Source organism: Brevibacterium sp. ZH18, assembly GCF_022748595.1.
Lineage (GTDB): Bacteria > Actinomycetota > Actinomycetes > Actinomycetales > Brevibacteriaceae > Brevibacterium.
Window position 1 is genome coordinate 1 of record NZ_JALDSX010000037.1, and the last position, 19,678, is coordinate 19,678.

Annotated in this window: 16 protein-coding genes and 1 tRNA gene; 9 read left to right on the plus strand and 8 right to left on the minus strand. The window is 64.9% G+C overall.

Features of this window, described 5'->3' with window-relative positions:
• Positions 1–36: 36 nt before the first annotated feature.
• Both MPN20_RS12600 and MPN20_RS12605 read right to left on the minus strand, forming a co-directional pair.
• Positions 37–141 (minus strand): methionine/alanine import family NSS transporter small subunit, encoded by a 105-nt coding sequence (locus MPN20_RS12600; protein WP_242782672.1) that lies wholly within the window; start codon positions 139–141, stop codon positions 37–39.
• A complete protein-coding gene (locus MPN20_RS12605) occupies positions 141–1,694 on the minus strand; it encodes a sodium-dependent transporter (protein WP_242782673.1) in 1,554 nt (517 codons plus the stop codon). The genes MPN20_RS12600 and MPN20_RS12605 overlap by 1 nt, the downstream gene beginning before the upstream one ends.
• Before the next feature lie 347 nt (positions 1,695–2,041).
• Here MPN20_RS12605 and cysS point away from each other — a divergent pair, with 347 nt between their 5' ends.
• Entirely contained in the window at positions 2,042–3,493 is a 1,452-nt protein-coding gene (gene cysS / locus MPN20_RS12610; RefSeq protein WP_242782674.1) for a cysteine--tRNA ligase, read from the plus strand.
• A gap of 64 nt (positions 3,494–3,557) precedes the next feature.
• Positions 3,558–4,493, plus strand: coding sequence for a 23S rRNA (guanosine(2251)-2'-O)-methyltransferase RlmB (rlmB, locus tag MPN20_RS12615; RefSeq protein ID WP_242782675.1), 936 nt, complete (start codon positions 3,558–3,560; stop codon positions 4,491–4,493).
• A 112-nt stretch (positions 4,494–4,605) separates the two neighbouring features.
• On the opposite strand, the gene MPN20_RS12620 is transcribed toward rlmB, so the two are convergent.
• From MPN20_RS12620 to MPN20_RS12635, 4 genes are all read right to left on the minus strand, one after another.
• Positions 4,606–6,099 carry an amino acid permease gene (locus tag MPN20_RS12620; protein WP_242782676.1) on the minus strand — a complete coding sequence of 498 codons (1,494 nt, stop codon included), beginning with the start codon at positions 6,097–6,099 and terminating at the stop codon, positions 4,606–4,608.
• 72 nt (positions 6,100–6,171) lie between these two features.
• Positions 6,172–7,056, minus strand: a complete 885-nt coding sequence (locus MPN20_RS12625; RefSeq protein WP_242782677.1) for an SDR family oxidoreductase — start codon at positions 7,054–7,056, stop codon at positions 6,172–6,174.
• A gap of 145 nt (positions 7,057–7,201) precedes the next feature.
• Positions 7,202–8,470, minus strand: coding sequence for a DUF4032 domain-containing protein (locus MPN20_RS12630; RefSeq protein ID WP_242782679.1), 1,269 nt, complete (start codon positions 8,468–8,470; stop codon positions 7,202–7,204).
• A 3-nt stretch (positions 8,471–8,473) separates the two neighbouring features.
• Entirely contained in the window at positions 8,474–9,181 is a 708-nt protein-coding gene (locus MPN20_RS12635; protein ID WP_242782681.1) for an ABC transporter ATP-binding protein, read from the minus strand.
• Between the two features lie 213 nt (positions 9,182–9,394).
• On the opposite strand from MPN20_RS12635, the gene MPN20_RS12640 reads away from it, so the two are divergent.
• Genes MPN20_RS12640 through MPN20_RS12650 form a run of 3 tightly spaced genes read left to right on the plus strand, consistent with a single transcriptional unit; the run spans position 9,395 to position 12,553 of the window.
• The gene (locus tag MPN20_RS12640) at positions 9,395–10,525 is read left to right on the plus strand and encodes a winged helix DNA-binding domain-containing protein (RefSeq protein WP_242782682.1); all 1,131 of its coding nucleotides are present in this window, start codon (positions 9,395–9,397) and stop codon (positions 10,523–10,525) included.
• A 10-nt stretch (positions 10,526–10,535) separates the two neighbouring features.
• A complete protein-coding gene (locus MPN20_RS12645) occupies positions 10,536–11,516 on the plus strand; it encodes a LacI family DNA-binding transcriptional regulator (RefSeq protein ID WP_242782683.1) in 981 nt (326 codons plus the stop codon).
• Positions 11,513–12,553, plus strand: coding sequence for a LacI family DNA-binding transcriptional regulator (locus tag MPN20_RS12650; protein ID WP_242782684.1), 1,041 nt, complete (start codon positions 11,513–11,515; stop codon positions 12,551–12,553). Before MPN20_RS12645 ends, MPN20_RS12650 begins: the two co-directional genes overlap by 4 nt.
• Positions 12,554–12,658: 105 nt before the next feature.
• On the opposite strand, the gene MPN20_RS12655 is transcribed toward MPN20_RS12650, so the two are convergent.
• Together MPN20_RS12655 and MPN20_RS12660 are read right to left on the minus strand one after the other, a co-directional pair.
• The gene (locus tag MPN20_RS12655) at positions 12,659–13,567 is read right to left on the minus strand and encodes a trehalose-phosphatase (protein ID WP_242782685.1); all 909 of its coding nucleotides are present in this window, start codon (positions 13,565–13,567) and stop codon (positions 12,659–12,661) included.
• A 113-nt stretch (positions 13,568–13,680) separates the two neighbouring features.
• Positions 13,681–15,273, minus strand: coding sequence for a trehalose-6-phosphate synthase (locus MPN20_RS12660; protein WP_242782686.1), 1,593 nt, complete (start codon positions 15,271–15,273; stop codon positions 13,681–13,683).
• A 65-nt stretch (positions 15,274–15,338) separates the two neighbouring features.
• Between MPN20_RS12660 and MPN20_RS12665 the strand changes: the two genes are divergently transcribed.
• The 4 genes from MPN20_RS12665 (at position 15,339) to MPN20_RS12680 (ending at position 19,632) form a co-directional block, all read left to right on the plus strand.
• The gene (locus MPN20_RS12665; RefSeq protein WP_242782710.1) at positions 15,339–17,384 is read left to right on the plus strand and encodes a serine/threonine protein kinase; all 2,046 of its coding nucleotides are present in this window, start codon (positions 15,339–15,341) and stop codon (positions 17,382–17,384) included.
• A gap of 200 nt (positions 17,385–17,584) precedes the next feature.
• Positions 17,585–18,445 (plus strand): thioredoxin domain-containing protein, encoded by an 861-nt coding sequence (locus MPN20_RS12670; protein WP_242782687.1) that lies wholly within the window; start codon positions 17,585–17,587, stop codon positions 18,443–18,445.
• 153 nt (positions 18,446–18,598) lie between these two features.
• A tRNA-Thr gene (locus MPN20_RS12675) sits at positions 18,599–18,674 on the plus strand.
• Between the two features lie 286 nt (positions 18,675–18,960).
• Positions 18,961–19,632: a hypothetical protein gene (locus MPN20_RS12680; protein WP_242782688.1), complete on the plus strand. Its 672-nt coding sequence runs from the start codon at positions 18,961–18,963 to the stop codon at positions 19,630–19,632.
• Positions 19,633–19,678: the final 46 nt, after the last annotated feature.

Consider the following 19,678-nt stretch of genomic DNA (forward strand, 5'->3'; position numbering starts at 1 on the left):
CGCGCCGGCCGTCGACCGCTGGATCAGACGCTCAAGTCACTCCTCGTCAGGGTGCTTGCGCAGGTGCATGATTGCGGCGCCGAGGCCGCCCCAGACGGTGATCATGGCGATGACCATCATGACGATTGCTGAGGTACCCATCAGTGTTCTCCCTTGAGTTCTTTTTCGGCCACAGAATCGGCAATGGCCGCATCTGCGTCTTCGAGTGTCTTCTTCGGCCATTTGATGAGCGACAGCACGATCGAGGCGACGATGAGCAGCCCGATCATGCCCCATCCGAAGATGCCCGTGACATTGGCCGGGTACTCTTCGTAGCCTTCGGTCGCGTAGAGGATGATCTGGTGGATGAGCATGTAGGCGAGCACCAGTGTGGTGACTCCGCCGAGGATGATCATCCAGAACCAGCCGACCTTGAAGCTCGAGATGGCGTTGAGGTGGTTGCGCAGCACCGGCAGCTTCCGTGCGAACCAGCCGACGACGATGAGTCCGACGACTGCGGCACCGACGATGCCCAGGTTGTTCGCCCAGGCGTCGATCGTGTCGAGGACATAGAGACCCGTGACGGTGGGCATCAGCAGAATCGAGATGAGGGCCATGACTCCGCCGACGATGAGGATCGAGGACTTGTTGCCCAGGCTGAACTTCTCACGCAGAGCCTGGATGGGCACCTGCACGATCGAGATCAGCGAAGTCAGTCCCGCGAAGACGAGGCAGGCGAAGAACGCGAAGCCGAACAGTCCGCCGCCGGGCATCTCCGAGATCAGCGTCGGGAAGGCCATGAATGCCAAGCCGATGCCGCTGTCGGCAACGTCCGAGACTTCCGCTCCCTGAGTCGAAGCCATGAAGCCCAGCGCGGCGAAGACGCCGATGCCGGCAAGGATCTCGAACGCGGAGTTCGAGAAGGCGACGACCAGTCCGGAACCGGTCAGGTTCGTCTTCCTCTTCAGGTACGAGGCATAGGTGATCATGATGCCGAAGGCGATGGACAGTGAGAAGAAGATCTGACCGTAGGCAGCGATCCACACCGCAGGGTCGGCGAGAGCCGCGAAGTCCGGGGTGAAGAGGGCGTTGAGGCCCTCAGCTGCGCCAGGCAGGAACAACGCCCTGATGACGAGAGCGAGGAACAGGATGACGAGCAGCGGGATGAAGATCTTCGAGAATCTGGCGATGCCGTTCTGCACGCCCAGGAGCAGAATGCCCAGCGTCACGATCCAGACGAGGATGACTGGAATGAGAATTCCCGGCACGAACTCGAACGAGACGCCGGGATCGGCAGCATGGAGGAACGTTCCGGTGAAGAAGCCTGTCGCGTCATCGCCCCACGCCTTGTTGAGCGAGAAGAACATGTAGCAGCCGGCCCAGCCGATGATCGCGGCGTAGTAGATGCCGATGACAAAGGCGACTCCGGTCTGGAACCAGCCGATGGGCTCTGCGACCTTCGTGGCCATCCGGAATGCCAGGGGTGCTGATCCGCGGGAGCGGTGGCCCATGGCATAGTCGAAGAACAGCAGCGGGATTCCCGCTGTCAGCAGTGCGACCAGGTAGGGAATGATGAAGGCGCCGCCACCGTTGTCGTACGTGACATACGGGAAGCGCCAGATGTTGCCGAGGCCGACTGCCGATCCGATGGCTGCGAAGATGAACGCGCCGCGGGTGGCGAAGACCTCCCTCTGGGGTGTTGCTGTGGAAGACATGATGTCCTTTCTGTCTCGACCGCGATGGAGTGCGGTCGGGTGCCGGTCTGCGACTCGTCGATGAGAGCACCTCCGGCTGTCGCGTGGGCCGCCGTCCGAGCAGTTTCCAGGGTGATGCTTCCCGGAAGCTCCCGGATGAGTGAGTGCCTGAGTGGCGGTCCCGGTGAATGAGGTCCAGTTTACTGTGAAGTTTCTGTGAAACGTGCCGCAAGTCACGTGAGCTGCGTAACAGTCTCGTATCGAATGGGACGGGCCTAATACCGGCGCCGAAACGGTTGATCGTGCTGTACGCAATCCCACTGAATGCGGGCACCGGTACACCGCCGGTCCCCGGTAGACTTGGGTGCGTGACTATCGCTTTGTACAACACCGCCAGCCGCACGACCGAAGACCTGCGCCCCGTCAAGGACGGGCACGTGGGGATCTACGTCTGTGGTGCCACGGTGCAGGGCGAACCCCACATCGGCCACCTGCGCTCGGCCTCGGTCTTCGATCTGCTGCGGCGCTGGCTGATATATCGCGGCTACTCGGTGACCCTGGTCCGCAATGTCACGGACATCGACGACAAGATCCTGTCGAAGTCCGTCGAAGAGGGACGTCCCTGGTTTGCTCACGCTTATAAGTACGAGCGCGCCTTCACCTCGGCATACTCGGCGCTCGACATCATCCCTCCGAGCTATGAGCCTCGCGCCACCGGCCACATCACGGAGATGATCGAACTCATCGATCGCCTCATCGATGCCGGCTACGCGTATCCCGCACTCGACGACAGCGGCGACGTGTACTTCGCAGCCACCTCGTGGGCGGACTACGGGGAGCTGACCAACCAGCGCCTCGACGACATGGAACCCGCGAACGACTCGGACATGCGGGGCAAGAAAGACGCCCGGGACTTCGCGCTGTGGAAGGCGCACAAGCCCGGAGAACCCGAGACCGCATCGTGGCCAGCACCGTGGGGTCGCGGCCGACCGGGCTGGCACATCGAATGCTCGGCGATGTCGACGAAGTACCTCGGCGCGAACTTCGACATCCACGGCGGCGGACTCGATCTGCGCTTCCCGCACCACGAGAACGAGCTGGCCCAGTCCCGCGCGGCCGGCGACCGGTTCGCCAACATCTGGATGCACTCGGGCCTGCTCAACGTCGGCGGCGACAAGATGTCGAAGTCGTTGGGCAACTCGGTCTTCGCCTCCGAGCTCTTCAACAGCTACAGCCCGCTCGCGGTGCGGTACTTCCTCACGGGTGCCAGCTACCGGTCGATCCTCGAGTTCTCACCCGAGGCGATGGACCGTCAGACCGCCTCACTCGATCGCTTGGCGAACTTCCTTCAGCGGGCCAGGCAAACCCTCGGTGAAGACGCCCCTGCACTGCCGAACGTCGACACCGCCTACAGCGATCGCAGCGTCGACGTGCCTGCCGAGTTCGCAGCAGCCCTCGACGACGACCTCGGCGTGCCCCGTGCATTGTCCGTGGTCTTCGCCAAGGTCAGTGACGGTGCGAAGCTCCTCGACTCGGGGCAGGACCGTCGGACGCTGGCCACGATCGTCGCGGAGGTCGAGCTCATGCTCGACATTCTGGGAGTCAATCCCAGCGCCGAGGCATGGGCTCAGGGCAGCTCGGATGTGAAGGTGGAATCGGCGCTCGATTCCCTCGTCGCCGCACTCGCCGCCAGGCGGGCCGAAGCGAAGGCAGAGAAGGACTTCGCGGCGGCCGACGCGATCCGCGACAACCTGGCTGCGGCCGGAATCGTCATCGAGGACACGGCGGACGGATACCGCTATCACGTCGACGGCAACTGACCTCACACACAACTTCCGGTCACGGACTTCGGTCCTTGACCACCAACGACACTGAAGGATTCACATGGCTTCCAACCCACGCGCCGGCGGCAAGAAGAAGGGCCCGACCAAGGGCTCCGGCGGCAAGAACAAGCGCAGCCTCTCAGGCCGCGGACCCACGCCCAAGGCGGAGGACCGCGTCTACCACAAGGCGCATAAGTCAGCTGCGGCCAAGAAGGCGTCCAGCGCCAACCAGGCCAAGCGCCGCAAGAAGGAGCACGGCCCGAACATGGTGGCAGGACGCAACTCCGTGCTCGAAGCTCTGCGTGAGGACGTTCCGGCAACCGCCATGTACGTGGCAGGCCGGATCGACTCCGACGACCGCGTCAGGGAGGCCATCACGCTGGCCACCAAGCGCGGCATTTCGATGCTCGAGGCCAGCAAGCCCGACCTCGACCGGCTCACCGACGATGCGATCCACCAGGGCATCGCCCTGCAGATCCCGCCGTACCAGTACTCCGAGCCGCGTGACCTGCTCGAGGTCGCCGCCGATCAGGGTGAGACCCCGCTGCTCGTGGCCCTCGACGGCATCACCGACCCCCGCAACCTCGGCGCGATCGTCCGCTCGACCGCTGCCTTCGGCGGTCACGGAGTCATCATTCCCGAACGTCGCGCCGCCTCGATGACGGCCGCCGCGTGGAAGACCTCCGCTGGCGCCGCTGCCCGGATCAAGGTGGCGCAGGTCGTCAACCTGGCCCGTGCCATCGACGAGCTGAAGAAGCAGAACGTATTCGTCGTCGGTCTCGACATGGACGGCGAAGTCGACCTTCCGGAGCTCACCTTCAGCCGCGATCCGCTGTGCATCGTCGTCGGCTCCGAGGGCAAGGGCATCTCGCGCCTCATCGCCGACAAGTGCGACCAGATCGTCTCGATTCCGATCGCTGCGAGCACCGAGTCGCTCAATGCCGGCATCGCCGCAGCAGTCTCACTCTACGAAGTCGCTCGCGCCCGCCGCGCCTGAGCCCCGCCGCGCCTGAGCCCCGCGCAGTCTGCGCAACCTTTCGGGCGCTGAGCAACCTCGCTACAGGTTGTTCAGCGCCCGAAAGGTTGCTGGCGAGGTATTGCCGAGGGCCTCAGACTGAGATGCTTGTGCGGTAGTCCGTGTCGCTCATGGCGCCGACGCGTGAGTGGCGGCGGCTGTAGGTGAAGTAGATGATGAAGCCGATGACCATCCATAGGCCGAAGACCGCCCACGTCGTCCCGCCGAGGTTGGCCATGAGGAACGCGCACGCCAACGATCCGAGGATCGGGATGACGGGCCCGAACAGCACCTTGAATGAACGCTCCAGATCGGGGCGCTTCACGCGCAGATAGATGACGGCGATGTTGACGAGGCAGAACGCGAACAGTGTGCCGATGCTCGTCGCGTTCGCGAGTTCGCCCAACGGGATCAGCGCTGCCGTGATCGCGACGAGCACGCCGGTGACCAGAGTTCCCACCAGGGGAGTGCCGGTGCGTGGGGAGACGATGCCGAAGACCCTCGGCACCATGCCGTCACGCGACATCGTGAGCAGAATGCGCGACTGTCCGTAGAGGACGGTGATGACGACCGAGAGGATCGCGAGCACCGAGGATGCGGCGAAGATGAAGACCGCGAGGTTCGAATGCGTGAGCTCGTGGACGATCTGGACCAGGGGTGCCTTCGAGGTCTCGAACCACTGCCAGTTCCGGGCGCCGATCGCGGCAATGGCCACGAGGACGTACATCGTGGTGACGATGATCATCGAGAGGATGATCGCTCGAGGCAGATCGCGCTTCGGGTTCTTCGCCTCCTCGCCGGCGGTCGACGCCGCGTCGAAGCCGATGTAGGAGAAGAACACGCTCGAGGCCGCGGCAGTGACACCGGCGGCGCCCATCGGCAGCATCGGCTCGAAGTTCCCGGCCTTGAACGCGGTGAACGCGACGATCGCGAAGAACACGAGAATGGCGAGTTTGACGAAGACAATGACCGTGTTGACGATGCCGGACTCCTTGGCCCCGCGCATGAGCAGGACCGTCGCGAGGACGACCACGATGAGAGCCGAGAGGTTGATGACCCCGCCGGGGCTGTCGGCAATGCCAGGTCCGGCAGACAATGACGGCGGCAGCGCAAGACCGAAGATCCGCAGTGTCTCGTTGACGTAGTCCGCGGCGCCGACCGCGACCGCAGCCACGGACACTGCGTACTCGAGGACGAGGCACCAGCCGCAGACCCATGCCACACCTTCGCCGAGGGTGGCGTACGAGTACGAGTAGCTCGATCCGGAGACCGGGACCATGCCTGCCATCTCCGCATAGCTGACGGCAGAGAGCAGCGCGGTGATGCCCGCGAGGATGAATGCCAGCCAGACGGCGGGACCCGCGATGGGCACAGCCTCGCCGAGGATGACGAGGATGCCTGTGCCCAGAGTCGCGCCGACGCTGATCAGCGTGAGCTGGAAAACGCCGAAGGTTCTGCGCAGACCGCCCGAGGACGAGTCCTGGGTGTCCTCGATCATGCTGGTGATCGACTTGCGCCGGGGCAGCTGACTGACGAATCCCGGTCGCTGTCTGGCAGTCGATGAGGTATGTGCGTCTGGAGCGGTCATGCAGGTATTCTCCCACGGCCGCTCATCCGATGGTCGGAGACCTCCCGTCACTCGACGGGCTCAGCCCTCCCGTCACTCCACGTGGGGAGTGAACCGTCCGTCCTGCGCCATCCAGCCGCCGTCGACGAGCTGCGAGTGACCGGTGACGTAGGTCGAGGCATCAGAGGCGAGGAAGAGGACGGGCCCGGCGATCTCGTGGAGGTTTCCCCACCGGCCAAGAGCGGTCTTCTGCGCGTAGGCGTTCCACCACTCCTCGTCGGCCTTGATCTGCTGGGTCAGCGGAGTGTCGAAGGGACCAGGCAGGATCGCATTGACGCGCACGCCCTGTGGTCCCAGCTCACTGGCCAGCGTCTTCGTCAGCTGCACGACGCCGGCTTTGGCCGCTGCGTAGATGCCCTGACCCGGCTCGATCGCCAGAGCCCTGAACGATGAGTAGGTGACGATCGAGCCGCGTCCACGGGAGGCCATCTCGGCACCGAATCCGCGCATGAGACGGTACGTGCCCTTGAGGTTGATGTCGATGACCCGGTCGAACTCCTCGTCGGTCGTCGAGAGCAGGCGCTTGCGCACGTTGGCTCCCGGCGTGATGACGAGGACCTGAGCGTCGGGATGCGCCGCGACGAGGGCATTGACGGACTCCGTGTTCGTGATGTCGACCTTGGCCGCTTCGGCGCCGGGAGCCGAGCCCGCGCTGTGTCCGCCCTTGCCTCCGGTATCCGTTCCGTCCGAGGTTCCTTCGCGGTCGGCGATGATCTTCACGGTCGCCTCGGCGCCTTCGAGATTGAGGTCTGCCACGACGACATGCGCACCGGCGTCGGCGAGGCCGATCGCGCTCGCCTGTCCCAGTCCGGAGCCGCCTCCGACGACGACGGCGACACGGCCGCTGAGGTCGAACAGGGACGGGATCGGGGGATTGTTCTCATTCGTCGGCATCGAATTCTGCGGGACTTGCGTCATCGGAGGTCCTTCCGTGGTGCTGTGCGGCGGGGCGATCGAGCGGGGACCGCGATGGTGAGTGCGGGCGTCGACCTGGTGAAGTCAAAGGTATGCCCGCCGAGGCGGTCGTGGGGTCCTCGTTCCACTTCGTGGAATCGTGTCCGCCTCAGAACTTCTGCGTGTCGACGTAACGCGATTCGTCGGGAAGGTTCGCGAGGTAGTCGACGATGAAGTACGCGATGGCCTCCATTGTGGGGATGTCGCGCTGGCGGGCACGTGACATCACGCGCCGGTGCTCGACGAATTCGTAGAAGATCTGGCCCGGCTCCAGTTTGCGAGTGAGGTTGTCGGGAATCGCGGCGATGAGCGGTTTGTAGACCTCTTCGAGCCAGGCCTTGGCCGCTTCGTCCTCGCTGAGCTCGGCTGGCAGTTCGCCCGAACCGTGGGCCCCACCGGTGTAGCCCGGGGCCGAGCGGTGGGAGTCGAGGTCGTTGAGCATGGTCCGTGCCTGGTTCTCGTTGGCACCGATGCCGGTCAGGCGTAAGAGCCTGCGCGAATGGTGGTTGGGCTCGACGACCTTCGGCTCGACGAGCAGGCTGACGCCGTCGAGGTCGGTGGTCACGGTCAGCTCGCCGAGGTCGAAGCCCAGGTCGTTGAGCCGCCGGATGCGCTCGTCGATGCGCCACCGCTCGTTGACGGAGAACTCCTCGACCCGGGTCAGCTCGGCCCACAGCCCGTTGTAGGCCTCGAAGAGCCGCTGCCCGGCTGCGAGGGGATCGATGGTCGGGTCGATGATGCCGCCGGCCTGCAGGTCGAGGAAGTCACCGGCGATGTTCGTCCGCGCGATCCGCAGATCCATCTGCCGCTGACCGTTCGAAAGCTGGTCGTGCAGCTCGCCGGTCTCCGCGTCGACGACGTAGGCGGCGTAGGCATCGGCGTCTCGTCGGAACAGTGTGTTCGACAGCGACACGTCTCCCCAGTAGAAGCCGACGAGGTGGAGGCGGGCGAGGAGGACGGCGAGGGCATCGACGAGGCGGCCGGCCGTGTCCTCGGCCAAGGACCGTGAGAACAGGGCCCGGTACGGCAGAGAAAAGTCGAGATAGGCGGTGATCAGAGCCCCGGGAAGCTTGGCAGACTCCGCGGTCGTGCGTTCGGTGATGTAGGCGCGGGGTTCGACCGTGGGCACGGCCAGGTTGCCGAGGACGCCGAGGATGTCGAATTCGCGCAGGGCCTGACGGTCGTCGGTCTCTTTGATTGCGAGCACTTCGTCACCGATCTCGACGAAGCGCACGACGTGGCGGGAGATGCCGCGGGGCAGTCCGCCGAGGAGGTCTTCGGACCATTCGCGCAGCGGCTGATGCCACGGCAGCTCGGCTATTGCTCCGTAGTCAGCGCGGTGCACCGCATAGATCTGCGGCGGTCGAAGCCCGGGCACCGATCAGGAGTCCACGTCCGCGATCGAGGCGACGAGCGCCTCGGCGACTTCGGGTTTCTCCACCCCGATGAGACGCCCGTGGTCGAGGAACGCGATTCGATCTCCGAGGACCTTCGCGTCCTCGAGGTCGGCGGTGGCGTAGAGCGTGGTCAGACCGAACTCCTGCTGGAGGTCTTTGACCAGACGCAGGGTCTCGGCCTGGTGCTCGGGGACGAGGTTGACGACGGGTTCGTCCATGATGAGGACCTTCGGCTGCCGGACCACGGCCCGGGCCAGGGAGATCGTCTGTCGTTGGAGCTGGGAGAGGTCGCCGGGCACTGCGTCGAGGATGCCGCTGAGGCCGATTTTCGAGGTCACGGACTCGACGCGTTCACGGATCTCTTCGGCGGGCAGACCGTCGACGCGCAGAGCGAAACCGAGGTTGTCGCGCACGCTCATGTGCGGGTACAGGGCGTAGCTCTCGAGCGCGAGGGTGACGTCGCGATCGTTGACCGCAGCGTGAGTGACGTCGACGCCGTCGATGAGGATCGACCCGGTCTTGGGTGCTTCGAGGCCGTGGACCATGCGCAGGATCGTCGATTTTCCCGAGCCGGAGGGGCCGTAGAGGACGAGGAACTCGCCGTCGTCGATGAAGAGATTGAACGGTTGCACCGAGGGAGTCACGGTGTTCTCGTAAGTATGACTGAGGCCATTCAACGACACTGTTGACATGCTTCCTCCTAAGTAGATATTCGTGAGCAGCTGGTCGTCGGTGACCTGGCGGGGATGCTCAGTCGCTTTCATCCTAAGCGTTTGACTATGGTGCGAGATAGCGAATTCGACATTGCGTAGAGTGATTCTCAGCACTGTGCCAGCGCGAGCCCGCCCACCTGGGCAGGTGCTGTGCGAATGTTGCCCGAGCGGGTCGGGAGTAGCCATGAGGCCATGGAGCTCGATGGCGTGCAGACCCTGATGTGGCGACTGCGCCGGCATTCCCTGGTGCCGGAGCCTGCCGCAGTGTCCCAACCTGCCGCAGTGTCGGAGCCTGCCGCAGACCCGGAGCCTGCCGCAGCGTCGGAACCTGCCGCAGTGCCGGAGCCTGGCCCGGCGGCGGAGCAGCGTGATGCTCTCACCGCCGAGGTTGTCGATCGTGTCGTCGCACTGCGGGCCTGGCCCGAACGCCTGGCCGAGCAGTCGATTCGAATCCGGCGAGCCGTTCTTGCGACCGCGACGCACCGCGGAAATGGAGTCAAACAGGGCGGGGGCAGCTGCCTCGCCGAAGCACAGACGTCGGGTGCGGTCATCTGCAGCTATGCACTGCGCGGCGGCTCGTACTTCTTCACCCCGCAGACTGGCGCAAATCTGCTGTCCGTGCGCACCACGACGAAGGGCTGGGAATCGGCGCGATTCCAGAGACAGGGGGCATTCGTCATCGACGACTGGCAGCCGTTCCGCGAGGCCGTGCACGAAGTCTGTGCGGATGGTCCGAGGACCCGGGCCGAGATCAGCGCACATGTGCTGAAAAACCCTGCATTCCGCGGTCTGGAGACCGGACTGGGCGGTGCCGGTTCGGATTCGCTGTACAAACCCCTCCACTGGTGGGGCGACATCTGCTTCGGCCCGCCTCGGGACGGGATCGCCACATTTCGGTGGCTGCGTGACGATCCGGCATGGCCGGGTCTGCCCGACGTCGACGTGGCGGGACCGCGAGCGATCGCAGACTACGTGCACTCCTACGGCCCGGTGACGGGTGACAATCTCCATTACTGGCTGAGTGACGGACTGAGCGTCCCGAGAGCACGGGTGCGCCAATGGCTGGCCGCATTGGGCGATGACCTCGTCGAAGTCGACGTGGAATTCGCAGGCTCCGGCGGTGGCACCTCGGTAGCTGCTGCATACGTTCTGGCATCCGATCTCGACGACATCCGCGCGAGCGTTTCGACGGCGACGAGATCCGGACCCAGTGGTTCGAGGAAGCGGGTCCTGTCCCTCAGCCCCTGCTCGACGAGCAGGTCCGGAACGTGGAGTGGGACAGTCGCAGTGCTTCTGCCTGCTGACCTCGACCGACCCCGATAGACTTCCGACTATGAAGGTCAAGCTCGAGGACGTCGCCGCCCGTGCGGGCGTGTCCCTGGCGACCGTCTCCCGTGTCCTCGGTCGGCGCGGATCCGTGGCGGAAGACACCCGGACCGCGGTGCTCTCTGCCATGGATGCGCTGGGCTACTCGCGCTCCACGCTCCTTCATGAGGCGCCGAGGCGGTTGGTCGCAGTCAGCGCCCCCGGCAACCCCGAATACTGGCAGGTCCAGGTCTGCACCCGCGTGGCCGGCGCGCTGCAGGACCACGGCCTTCTCATCACCCGACCACCGGTCGAGACCGAGACGAAGCCTCTCGAAGTCGCCATCGGAGCCGGAGCGGTCGCACTTGTGACTCCGACGCTGACCAGCCTGCACACGGACATCCCCTGCATCAGGGTCGACGAGCAGTCGGCGATGGACTCGCCCGATGCCAGCGGCGACATCATCGCCGCTCGCCTCGACCTCGGCGGGGGAATGACGACGGCGTTCGAGCACCTGCAGGCGATCGGACACCGGAGGATCGGGCTGATCTGCAATGACAGCGGCGAGCTCGCGGTGCAGCTGATCAAACGGTTCCGTGCCGAGCATCCGGCGCGCAATTTCGGCGTCAGGCTCGACGACTGGATCGCACAGGTGCCGAAGTCCTTCTCCGGCGGTTCGCGGGCTGTCCTCGATCTCAAGGACGCGACGTGCACGGCGGTGATCGTGCAGTCGGCCCTCCAGCTCCACGGCGCGCTGCACGGTCTGCGCAATCGGCACCTGCAGGTGCCGCGCGACATGTCGGTCGTCGGCTTCGGCGATTCGCCGACGATGAAATTCACCGGGCCTCCTGCAACCGTGCTCGGCATCGACGTCGAAGGTCTGTCCCGGGCGCTCGTGGCGGCGACGTTGAGCACTCTGAAGATCTCCGATGACGAACTCCAGTCGGTTCCGCCTGTCTTCCGGCCCCGACTGCTGGCCCGGGCCTCGACGACGGCGGCCCGGCAGTGAACGCTGAGCCGCGCGAGCACAAGCATGTGAGCCTCGCCGACATCGCGCGAGCCGCTGGGGTGTCGAAGGCCACGGCGTCGCGGGCCCTGCGCAATCCGCAGAACGTCTCCGCCGGTTCGCTGGGGAAGGTCAGGCAGGCGCTGGCGATCCTCGGAGTCGAGTCCAGCAGCTCGGACGAGCCCGAGGTGGGAATGCTCGCCCTTATCCGACCGGCCGCGCAGACCGGCAATGTCGATCCCTACACCCGGCTGTTCGAGATCCTCACGAACAGGATCTTCGCTCAAGGGCTCGCCGCCGTCCATGTCGAGGCGGCATCGGACCGCGTGGACGCCCTGGCCGAATCACTTCTTGGCCCGGGCGGGACCGAACCGCGCGTTCAGGGAGCGATCGTGCTCGGCGGAGGGCCGGCCGGCGAGCTCGCCGCGAAACTGGCGAAGTACGCCCTGCCGCAGATCAGAGTCTCCAACGCTCGTCACGACGACGGGATCTCACGCATCGTCCTTGACGCGACCGATGGCATCACCACCGCTGTCCAACACCTCGTCCACCTGGGCCATCGCCGGATCGGCCTCGCCGTGCTCAGGGATTCTGCCGCAGCTGTGCGCATCGCCGGATTCCGTCGGTCAATGGCCAACGTCCTCCATATCCCGGCCACTCGGGATCAGGCCCCGGTCGTCGAGTCCGCCGCCGGCACCATGGCAGGCGTCGCGGCGGCCGAGGAACTGCTCGAGGCGCAGTGTTCGGCTGTCATCGCGTGTGCGCCGTCTCTGTCCTTCGGCATCCTCGAGGCCGCGTCCCGTGCCAGACTCGATGTGCCGCGGGACCTGTCGCTGCTCACCGTTGGAGACATGCCCGATGCTGAAGTCATCGCCCCGCCCCTGTCGCAGGTCAGCTACGACTGGGAGGCCATCGCGGTCTCGGCGCTCAACGAAGTGAGTGCGATGATGGCCAACCCCGCCGAGGCGGCTCGCATCGATTATTCGGTCACTCCCGATCTCGTTCTGCGGGCCAGTGCTGTTCCCCCGCAGAGACGGTGATGTCGGATGCGCTCGAACTCGACTCACTGGGCCCGAACTTGAGCCCGAACCTGAGCCCGAACTTGAGCCCGAACCTGAGCTCGAATCAGAGACGGTGTAGCCGGCTCAGTTCGCCGACTGCTGAGCGGCTCGGTCGCTCGCGATTCGGCCGAGGAGTTCGGCGACGGCTTCCGGGTCGGCGATTCGCTGCGTGGCACGGGTGGGGGCATCTCCGACTTTGATTCGCAGGCTCAGATTTCTAGGCCTTCCGGTCTCCGATGCAGCGGCGTCCGTCCGTTGAGCTGAGAACGCCTCGAGTTCGGCGAACGCGTCCTCATCGGTGACGTCGTCGCCCAGATAGAGCACAGCATCGGGGGAGCCGGCGGCGATGAGCTCCCGGAGGCCGTCACCTTTCGTCGCCTTCTTGACAGCGAGTTCGGTGATGTCGTGGCCTTCGATGACGCGGATTCCCGCGTGCTCGTCCTGAGCGGCGATGACATGCTCGTGGAGCGCGTCCGCCAGCACAGAGTCGAGACCGCGGGTATGTACGGTCCTCGAGAACGGCTTTTTCTCGATCCGGAACTCTGCGCCGCTGCCAGCCGGAAGAGTGTGCTCGAACGAGTCGATGTGGGAGTCGATCGCGGAGAGCATTCCGCGCTCGTCAGCCGTCAGGGTTGGTGAGTCGGCAGCGGACGCAGCAGCGCTCGACCCTTCCGGACCGGCGTCGGACGCTTCGTCTGCATGGGACCCGAGGTCCACCTCGGCGCCATGAGAACCGACCAGCCATGCATTCGGCGGGGGATCGGCCAGGCGGCGCAGCGTCGTGATGTCACGGCCGGAGACCAAGGCCACACGAGTTCCCGGCAGTGCACTCAGAGCAGCGATCGCCGCGGTCGACCCAGGCAGCATCTGCGAGGTGTCGGGGTTGTCCTGCAACGGGGCGAGAACCCCGTCGAAGTCGAGGGCGATGAGGACCGAGCGTGCCGCGCTCAGGCCTCCGATGTCGATGTCTGTCGGATCCGAGGCTCTGGGCATCAGGAGGGGCTGCGTCGGTGTTGAACGGGCGTCATGAGGCGTATCCTCGGCGGGCGTCGCGGGTGTCGTCGGGGCAGGAGGCATGGATGTCGAGTCCGAGGTCACAGATGCTCCTATCGAGCGGTGGAAGCGTCGCGAGGACTGGTGTTGCCGGCGCCGTGCTCGGCACGTGCATCGGTCTTCGCCGCGGGTCGATCAGGGGCCGTTGCCGACCGTTCCGGTAAGGCGGCGGGACGGTCGGGAATGATTGCCTCGGGATTCGTGTGGATGGCGTCGAGCTCGGCGAGGAACTTCTTCGACCAGATGCTCACAGTGTCGGTGGAGATCTTCCTGCGCATCTGCTTCATCCGCCGTGCCCGCGACTTCTCATCCATCTGCACTGCCTCGAGGATGCCTGCCTTGAGGTTTCCGACGTCGTGCGGGTTGACCATCACGGCGCTCTTGAGCTGGTCGGCGGCCCCGGTGAATTCGGAGAGGACGAGGGCTCCGTCGTCACGCCCGCGGCATGCCACGTACTCCTTCGCCACGAGATTCATGCCGTCGCGCAGGGCGGTCACCAGCATGACGTCGGCCGCGAGGAAGAACGCCGTCATCTCGTCGCGCGGATACGAATGGTGGAGGTAGTGGACCGCGATCGAACCGACCTCTGCCTGTTCGCCGTTGATCCGTCCGACGGCCAACTCCACATCGTGACGGATGATCTTGTACTGTTCGAGCCGCTCTCTTGAGGGGGTCGCGATCTGGATGAGGACGATGTCCTCGACGTCGAGCTTCCCTTCGGCCAGCAGCTCACCGAACGCCTTGAGGCGGTGTCGGATGCCCTTCGTGTAGTCCATCCTGTCGACGCCGAGCATGACGACCTTCGGGTTGCCGACCTCCTCGCGGATCTGCTGAGCCCGTTCGATGATCTTCGGATCGCGGGCGAGTTCCTCGAGATACGGAGTGTCGATGGAGATGGGAAACGCCTCTGCCCGCACGAGGTGCGCGGGCAGGAGCTGACCCGAGGGGACGGTGACCGTCGACCCCTTCGTCGTGAAGTTGAGACGGCCCCGTACCGCGCGCCGGAAGTTCGCGGCATCTGCGGGGCGTTGGAATCCGATCAGATCCGCGCCGAGGAGGCCCCTGAGGATGTCGTCGCGCCACGGAAGCTGCGCGAACAGTTCGAACGGCGGGAAGGGGATGTGGTTGAAGAACCCGATCGCCAGATCGGGACGCATTCGTCGCACCAGCTGGGGGACCAACTGCAGCTGATAGTCATGGATCCAGACCGTAGCGCCCTCGGCAGCCACCTCGGCGACCTTCGCTGCGAAGCGCTCATTCACCTGCACATACGAATCCCACCAGGTGCGGTGGTACTCGGGCGGGACGATGACGTCGTGATAGAGAGGCCACAACGTGGCGTTGGAGAATCCTTCGTAATACCTGAGGACCTCGTCACTCGAGAGGGTGACGGGGATGAGGCGCATGCCGTCGATCGTGAATGGCTCGAAATCTGTGTCGGCGACCCCTGTCCAGCCGATCCAGGCACCTTCCTTGGACTTCATCACCGGGGCCACCGCAGTGACCAAACCCCCAGGTGAGGTACGCCATCCGGGGCTGTCTCCAGTGGTGTCGCGGTCGACCGGCAAGCGGTTCGCGACGACGACAAAATCATTGTCGCCATAAGTGGCTGATCCGACTGGCTCAGCAGAGTTGACGGTATCCATCTGCGCCTCCTCCTGTGTCTGTCCTTGGAACGAACTGTACTCGCTCGACTAGGCTGGGACAGGTGATGGTTCAGGATTTGGGAGGCTACCGCCTCATCGAGGAGCTCGGCTCGGGCGGCATGGGTGTCGTCTATCTCGGTGTGGACGGCGGAAACAATCCTGTCGCGGTCAAGGTCCTGCACCCGCACATCGCCAATGACGAGACCGCTCGTAAGCGTCTGGCCAGGGAAGTCAGGACGCTGCGCCGCATCAGACACCCCCGCATCGCCGAGGTGCTCGATGCCGAACTCGATTCCGCTCAGCCGTTCATCATCACCGAATTCGTCGACGGACAGACCCTGTCCGACGATGTCAAGGAGAACGGCCCCTTCGCCGAGGACGAACTCGTCCACTTCGGTCATGCCCTCCTCGACGCGCTCAATGCCGTCCACGTGTCCGGTGTCGTCCACCGCGACCTCAAACCCGCGAACGTCATGATCATGGACGGCGAGCCGATGGTCATCGACTTCGGCATCGCCCAGGTCGCCGACGAGGTGCGGGTGACCGCGACCGGTCTCGTGATGGGCACGCCCGGCTATCTCTCACCCGAGATCGCCGATGGCAAGACCTCGAGTGAGAAGACCGACTGGTGGGGGTGGGCTGCGACGATGGCCTTCGCCGCCACCGGTCGCAACCCCTACGGCTCCGGCCCGCTCGAAGCTGTCCTGGGTCGGGTGGCGATGGGCAAATTCGACCTCGACGGTGCGCCCCGCAACTTCGTGCCCCTGCTCAAAGCCGCCCTGGATCCGAAACCCGAACGCAGGCCGAGCGGGCAGATGATCCTCGATGCCCTCGTCGATATCGAGTCCGGGCGCATGCCGCAGCTGGGTTCGGGTTCGGCCGCAGCGGGCGCAGGTGCCGGGCAGCGGACGTCGAACGGAACAGCGGTGATGCCGGCCGTCGACGACGATGGCTCAGCCTATGGTGCAGCCGGACACGGCGCGCTGCGCGGAGACTACCCCGGGGGAACGCCGGTCTCCGGCGGGCCCGGGTCCTACCAGCCCGTGCAGAACGGGCTGGGATCTCAGGGACGCTCCTCGGGGGCACCGATGAATCAGGCCGCCGCGCCTCCGGTGCACAACCCCAACGGGGGAATCCAAGCAGCTCCGGGGTCGCCGCTGGCCCAGACCAACCTCGGCGGGGCTGCCTATCGCGGCTCCGGACAGCCGGGGCCCATGCCCTCTGGGTATGGCCAGCCAGGATCCATGCCGTCCGGGTACGGCCAGCCGGGACCCATGCCATCCGGGTACGGCCAGCCGGGACCGGACCGCAACGGTCCCGGCTACCCCGGATCCGGCTACCCAGGCCACGGGCAGGGAAGCGCCGGCTTCGGCCAGGCCGGTGCCGGCATGAGCCAGGGCGGAGCGGGCCTTGGCCAGGACGGGCAGCTTGCTGGTCCCACTGCCGGCCCTCATGCCGGACACCCTGATCAGTTCGGACCCGGAAATCAGCCCGGCTACGGCTGGGGTCCGATGACCTACCGGACTGTTCGCACCGGAGGCTGGGTGGTGTTCGGGCTGATCCTGCTCGCGATCACGCTCATGCCGCTGGGTCCGCTGGTGATCTGCGCGGTCGCATTCTGCTGGTCGGTCCTCGCTCGGACGGGAACGCGTTTGGATCGGAAGAAGCAGAAGCATCGGTTCGAACGCGGAACCGATGGGGGAGGGCTCCTCCGTTCGTTCGCCTCGGCGCCGGGAGCGGTCCTCGCATCGGTCCTGACCTCGATCGCCTCATTCATTCTGCCTGCCGTCGCGGGCGTTGCGATGCTCGTGCTCATGCGACTCGACATTGCTGGGATCGTACCCGAGGGACTCTCGGAGCAGTGGTCGGTGTGGGTCGCCGGCGCTGCCGGTGCCCTCGTACTGTGGGTGGGCCCAGGGGCGGCGAGCCTGCGCTTCGGTTCGCGGCTGATCGTCTCCGGCGCCACACGCAACCAGTTGGGCCGCCTCATCGCACTGGCTGTGATCGCCCTGCTCATCACCATCGGAATCGTCCTGATCGAGTCGGGTGCGGCGATGACCTGGTGGCCGTTGCCGGAGAGCCCATTCACCTATCTGCCCGGGCCGGTCTGAGGAGCCGGCGAGGCTGGTTCGACGTTTCGGGGGACTGTTCCCCGTGGTTCGGCAGGGCCGGTTTAGTTGAACCTTGAATTTCACTGAGAGTTGGAGGGTCTCGAGTTTCGGTAAGGTGGGGTCGTCGGGTTTCGAAACACGTCCCGATTCCCCACGGTCCGAGGCCGGACCGAAATCAGACGATCCGAACGTGAGGAACAATGGCGAAAGAGAACTCCGCGGAGCAGCGGCGGAACAAGGCTCGCGAGAACGCGCGCCAGATTGCAGCCGCTCAGGCGAAGAAGGAGAAGACCGCCAAGACCATTCTGTATGTGGGAATCGGTGTGGTCGTCGTCGCCATCATCGCGGTCGTCGCTACGCTCATCTTCCAGCAGAACAAGCCCGGCACAGAGCCCTCGAACTACGTGGCCGGCGGCGTCACCCTGGCCAAGGACGGTGCTGTCGTCCAGCCGTTGAAGATGCCCAAAGGTGAGACATCTAAGCTGCCCAAGGCGGCAAATTCGGGTACTAAGGACAACGCCGCGACCGTGACTGTCTACCTCGACTTCCAGTGCCCCGGTTGCAAGGCCTTCGAGGCTGCCAACACCCCGACACTGCAGAAGCTGGCCGACGAGGGCTCGATCGTCCTCGAATACAAGACGGTTGCCATCCTCGACCGGATGTCCGGAAGCAACGAGTACTCGACCCGCTCGGCGAACCTGGCTGCCTGTGTCATCGACTCGCAGCCTGAGGTCGTCGAAGACTTCTTCGCGAAGATGTACGCCCAGCAGCCGGAAGAGAACTCCGACGGTCGGACCGATGCGGAACTCCTCAAGGTTGCCGAGAGCGCCGGAGTCGACACCTCGAAGAAGCTGAGCTCGGATCCGGAGCAGACCGTGGCCAGCTGCGTCACGGACAAGTCGTTCGAGAAGTTCGTCAAGAACTCGACGCAGGACGCTCTGGACAACGGCGTCGAGGCCACCCCATGGGTGCTCATCAACGGCAAGCACACCGACAAGACCAGCGACCCACAGGCCCTGGCACTTGAGATCCTCAAGGCCACCGGCGAGGTCAAGGGCTGATCGCCTGAGCGATCGCACGACCTGAGATCGAAGTCGCGATCTGAGATCGACTGGAACGGCTCGGCACCCGCAGCGGGTGCCGAGCTGTTTTGTCGAGGCAACAGTGAATGGACTACTATCGTGTAGGCGCAGACGGCATCGTTTCGCCGCCACGCCTCCCTAGCTCAGTTGGTAGAGCACCGCTCTTGTAAAGCGAAGGTCATCGGTTCGAGTCCGATGGGGGGCTCCACTTGACCGGGCCAGACAGTTCACTGTCTGGCCCGGTTTTCTGCGTAATGGCAGTGGTGTCGGGGCATGGGGGCAGTAGTGCCGGGGCATGGTGGGCAGTAGTGCCGGGGCATGGTGGGCAGTGGTGCTGAGGCATCGTCCTATGGGGTTGTGCCAGATCTGCTACACGGTGTGCTGTGCTCAGCACCTGTCTTCGGGGCGCCGGCAATAGAATCGTTCAATGTCAGGGCCAATGAGCCGTCAAACACACAGCTCATGCAGCGCCCATCATTTCGAAAGGGAACCCGATGAACCGCACCGGACGCCACTCAGCCCGAATCCTCACTCAATCATCAGCCTTGGCCTTCGCTGCCCTGCTGGCTTTGTCAGCCTGCGGCACCGACGACTCGGCGGCGGGTAAAGACAACACCGCTGGGGCTCCCAGCCAGGAGCAGGAGGAAGCACTCGGGGCAGAAGAGACTGCAGCAGAGACTGCAGAGACGGACAGCACCGAAGGCGCGGCGGACAAGGCCGAGGGCACCGAGGTGAAGGTCGGTGCAGAGTTCACCGACAAGGAGACCGGAGACGTCGTCACGGTCGTGTCCGCGGTGCGCAACAATCCCACTGAATACTACGAAGCGACCGACAACCCTGATGGGGAAATGGTTTATATCGAAGTGAAGGTTGTGCCAGGGAAGAGCTACGGCGGCTCCATCAGCTCGGCGGACTTCTACCTCGACAGTGCCGGCGAGGAAGCCAACTACGCATCGAGCGCGAAAGACGAACTCGAAGAAGCCGGGTATGAGTATTTCGACCGCGCGCCGCGCCGCGATGGAGAGCACACGGGCTACATTCCGATCTACGTGAGTGAAACCGCCGACGAACTCAAAGGCTCCTACCGTCGTCCGGAGGCGAAGGTGATCGGGGAAGACAAGAAGGTACCGGAATTCACCTCTGACTTCGAGGTCCCCGCCGCCTAGGCTGTGCGGGCCTCATGAGCTGTCCCCGCTTCCTAGGCTGTCAGCG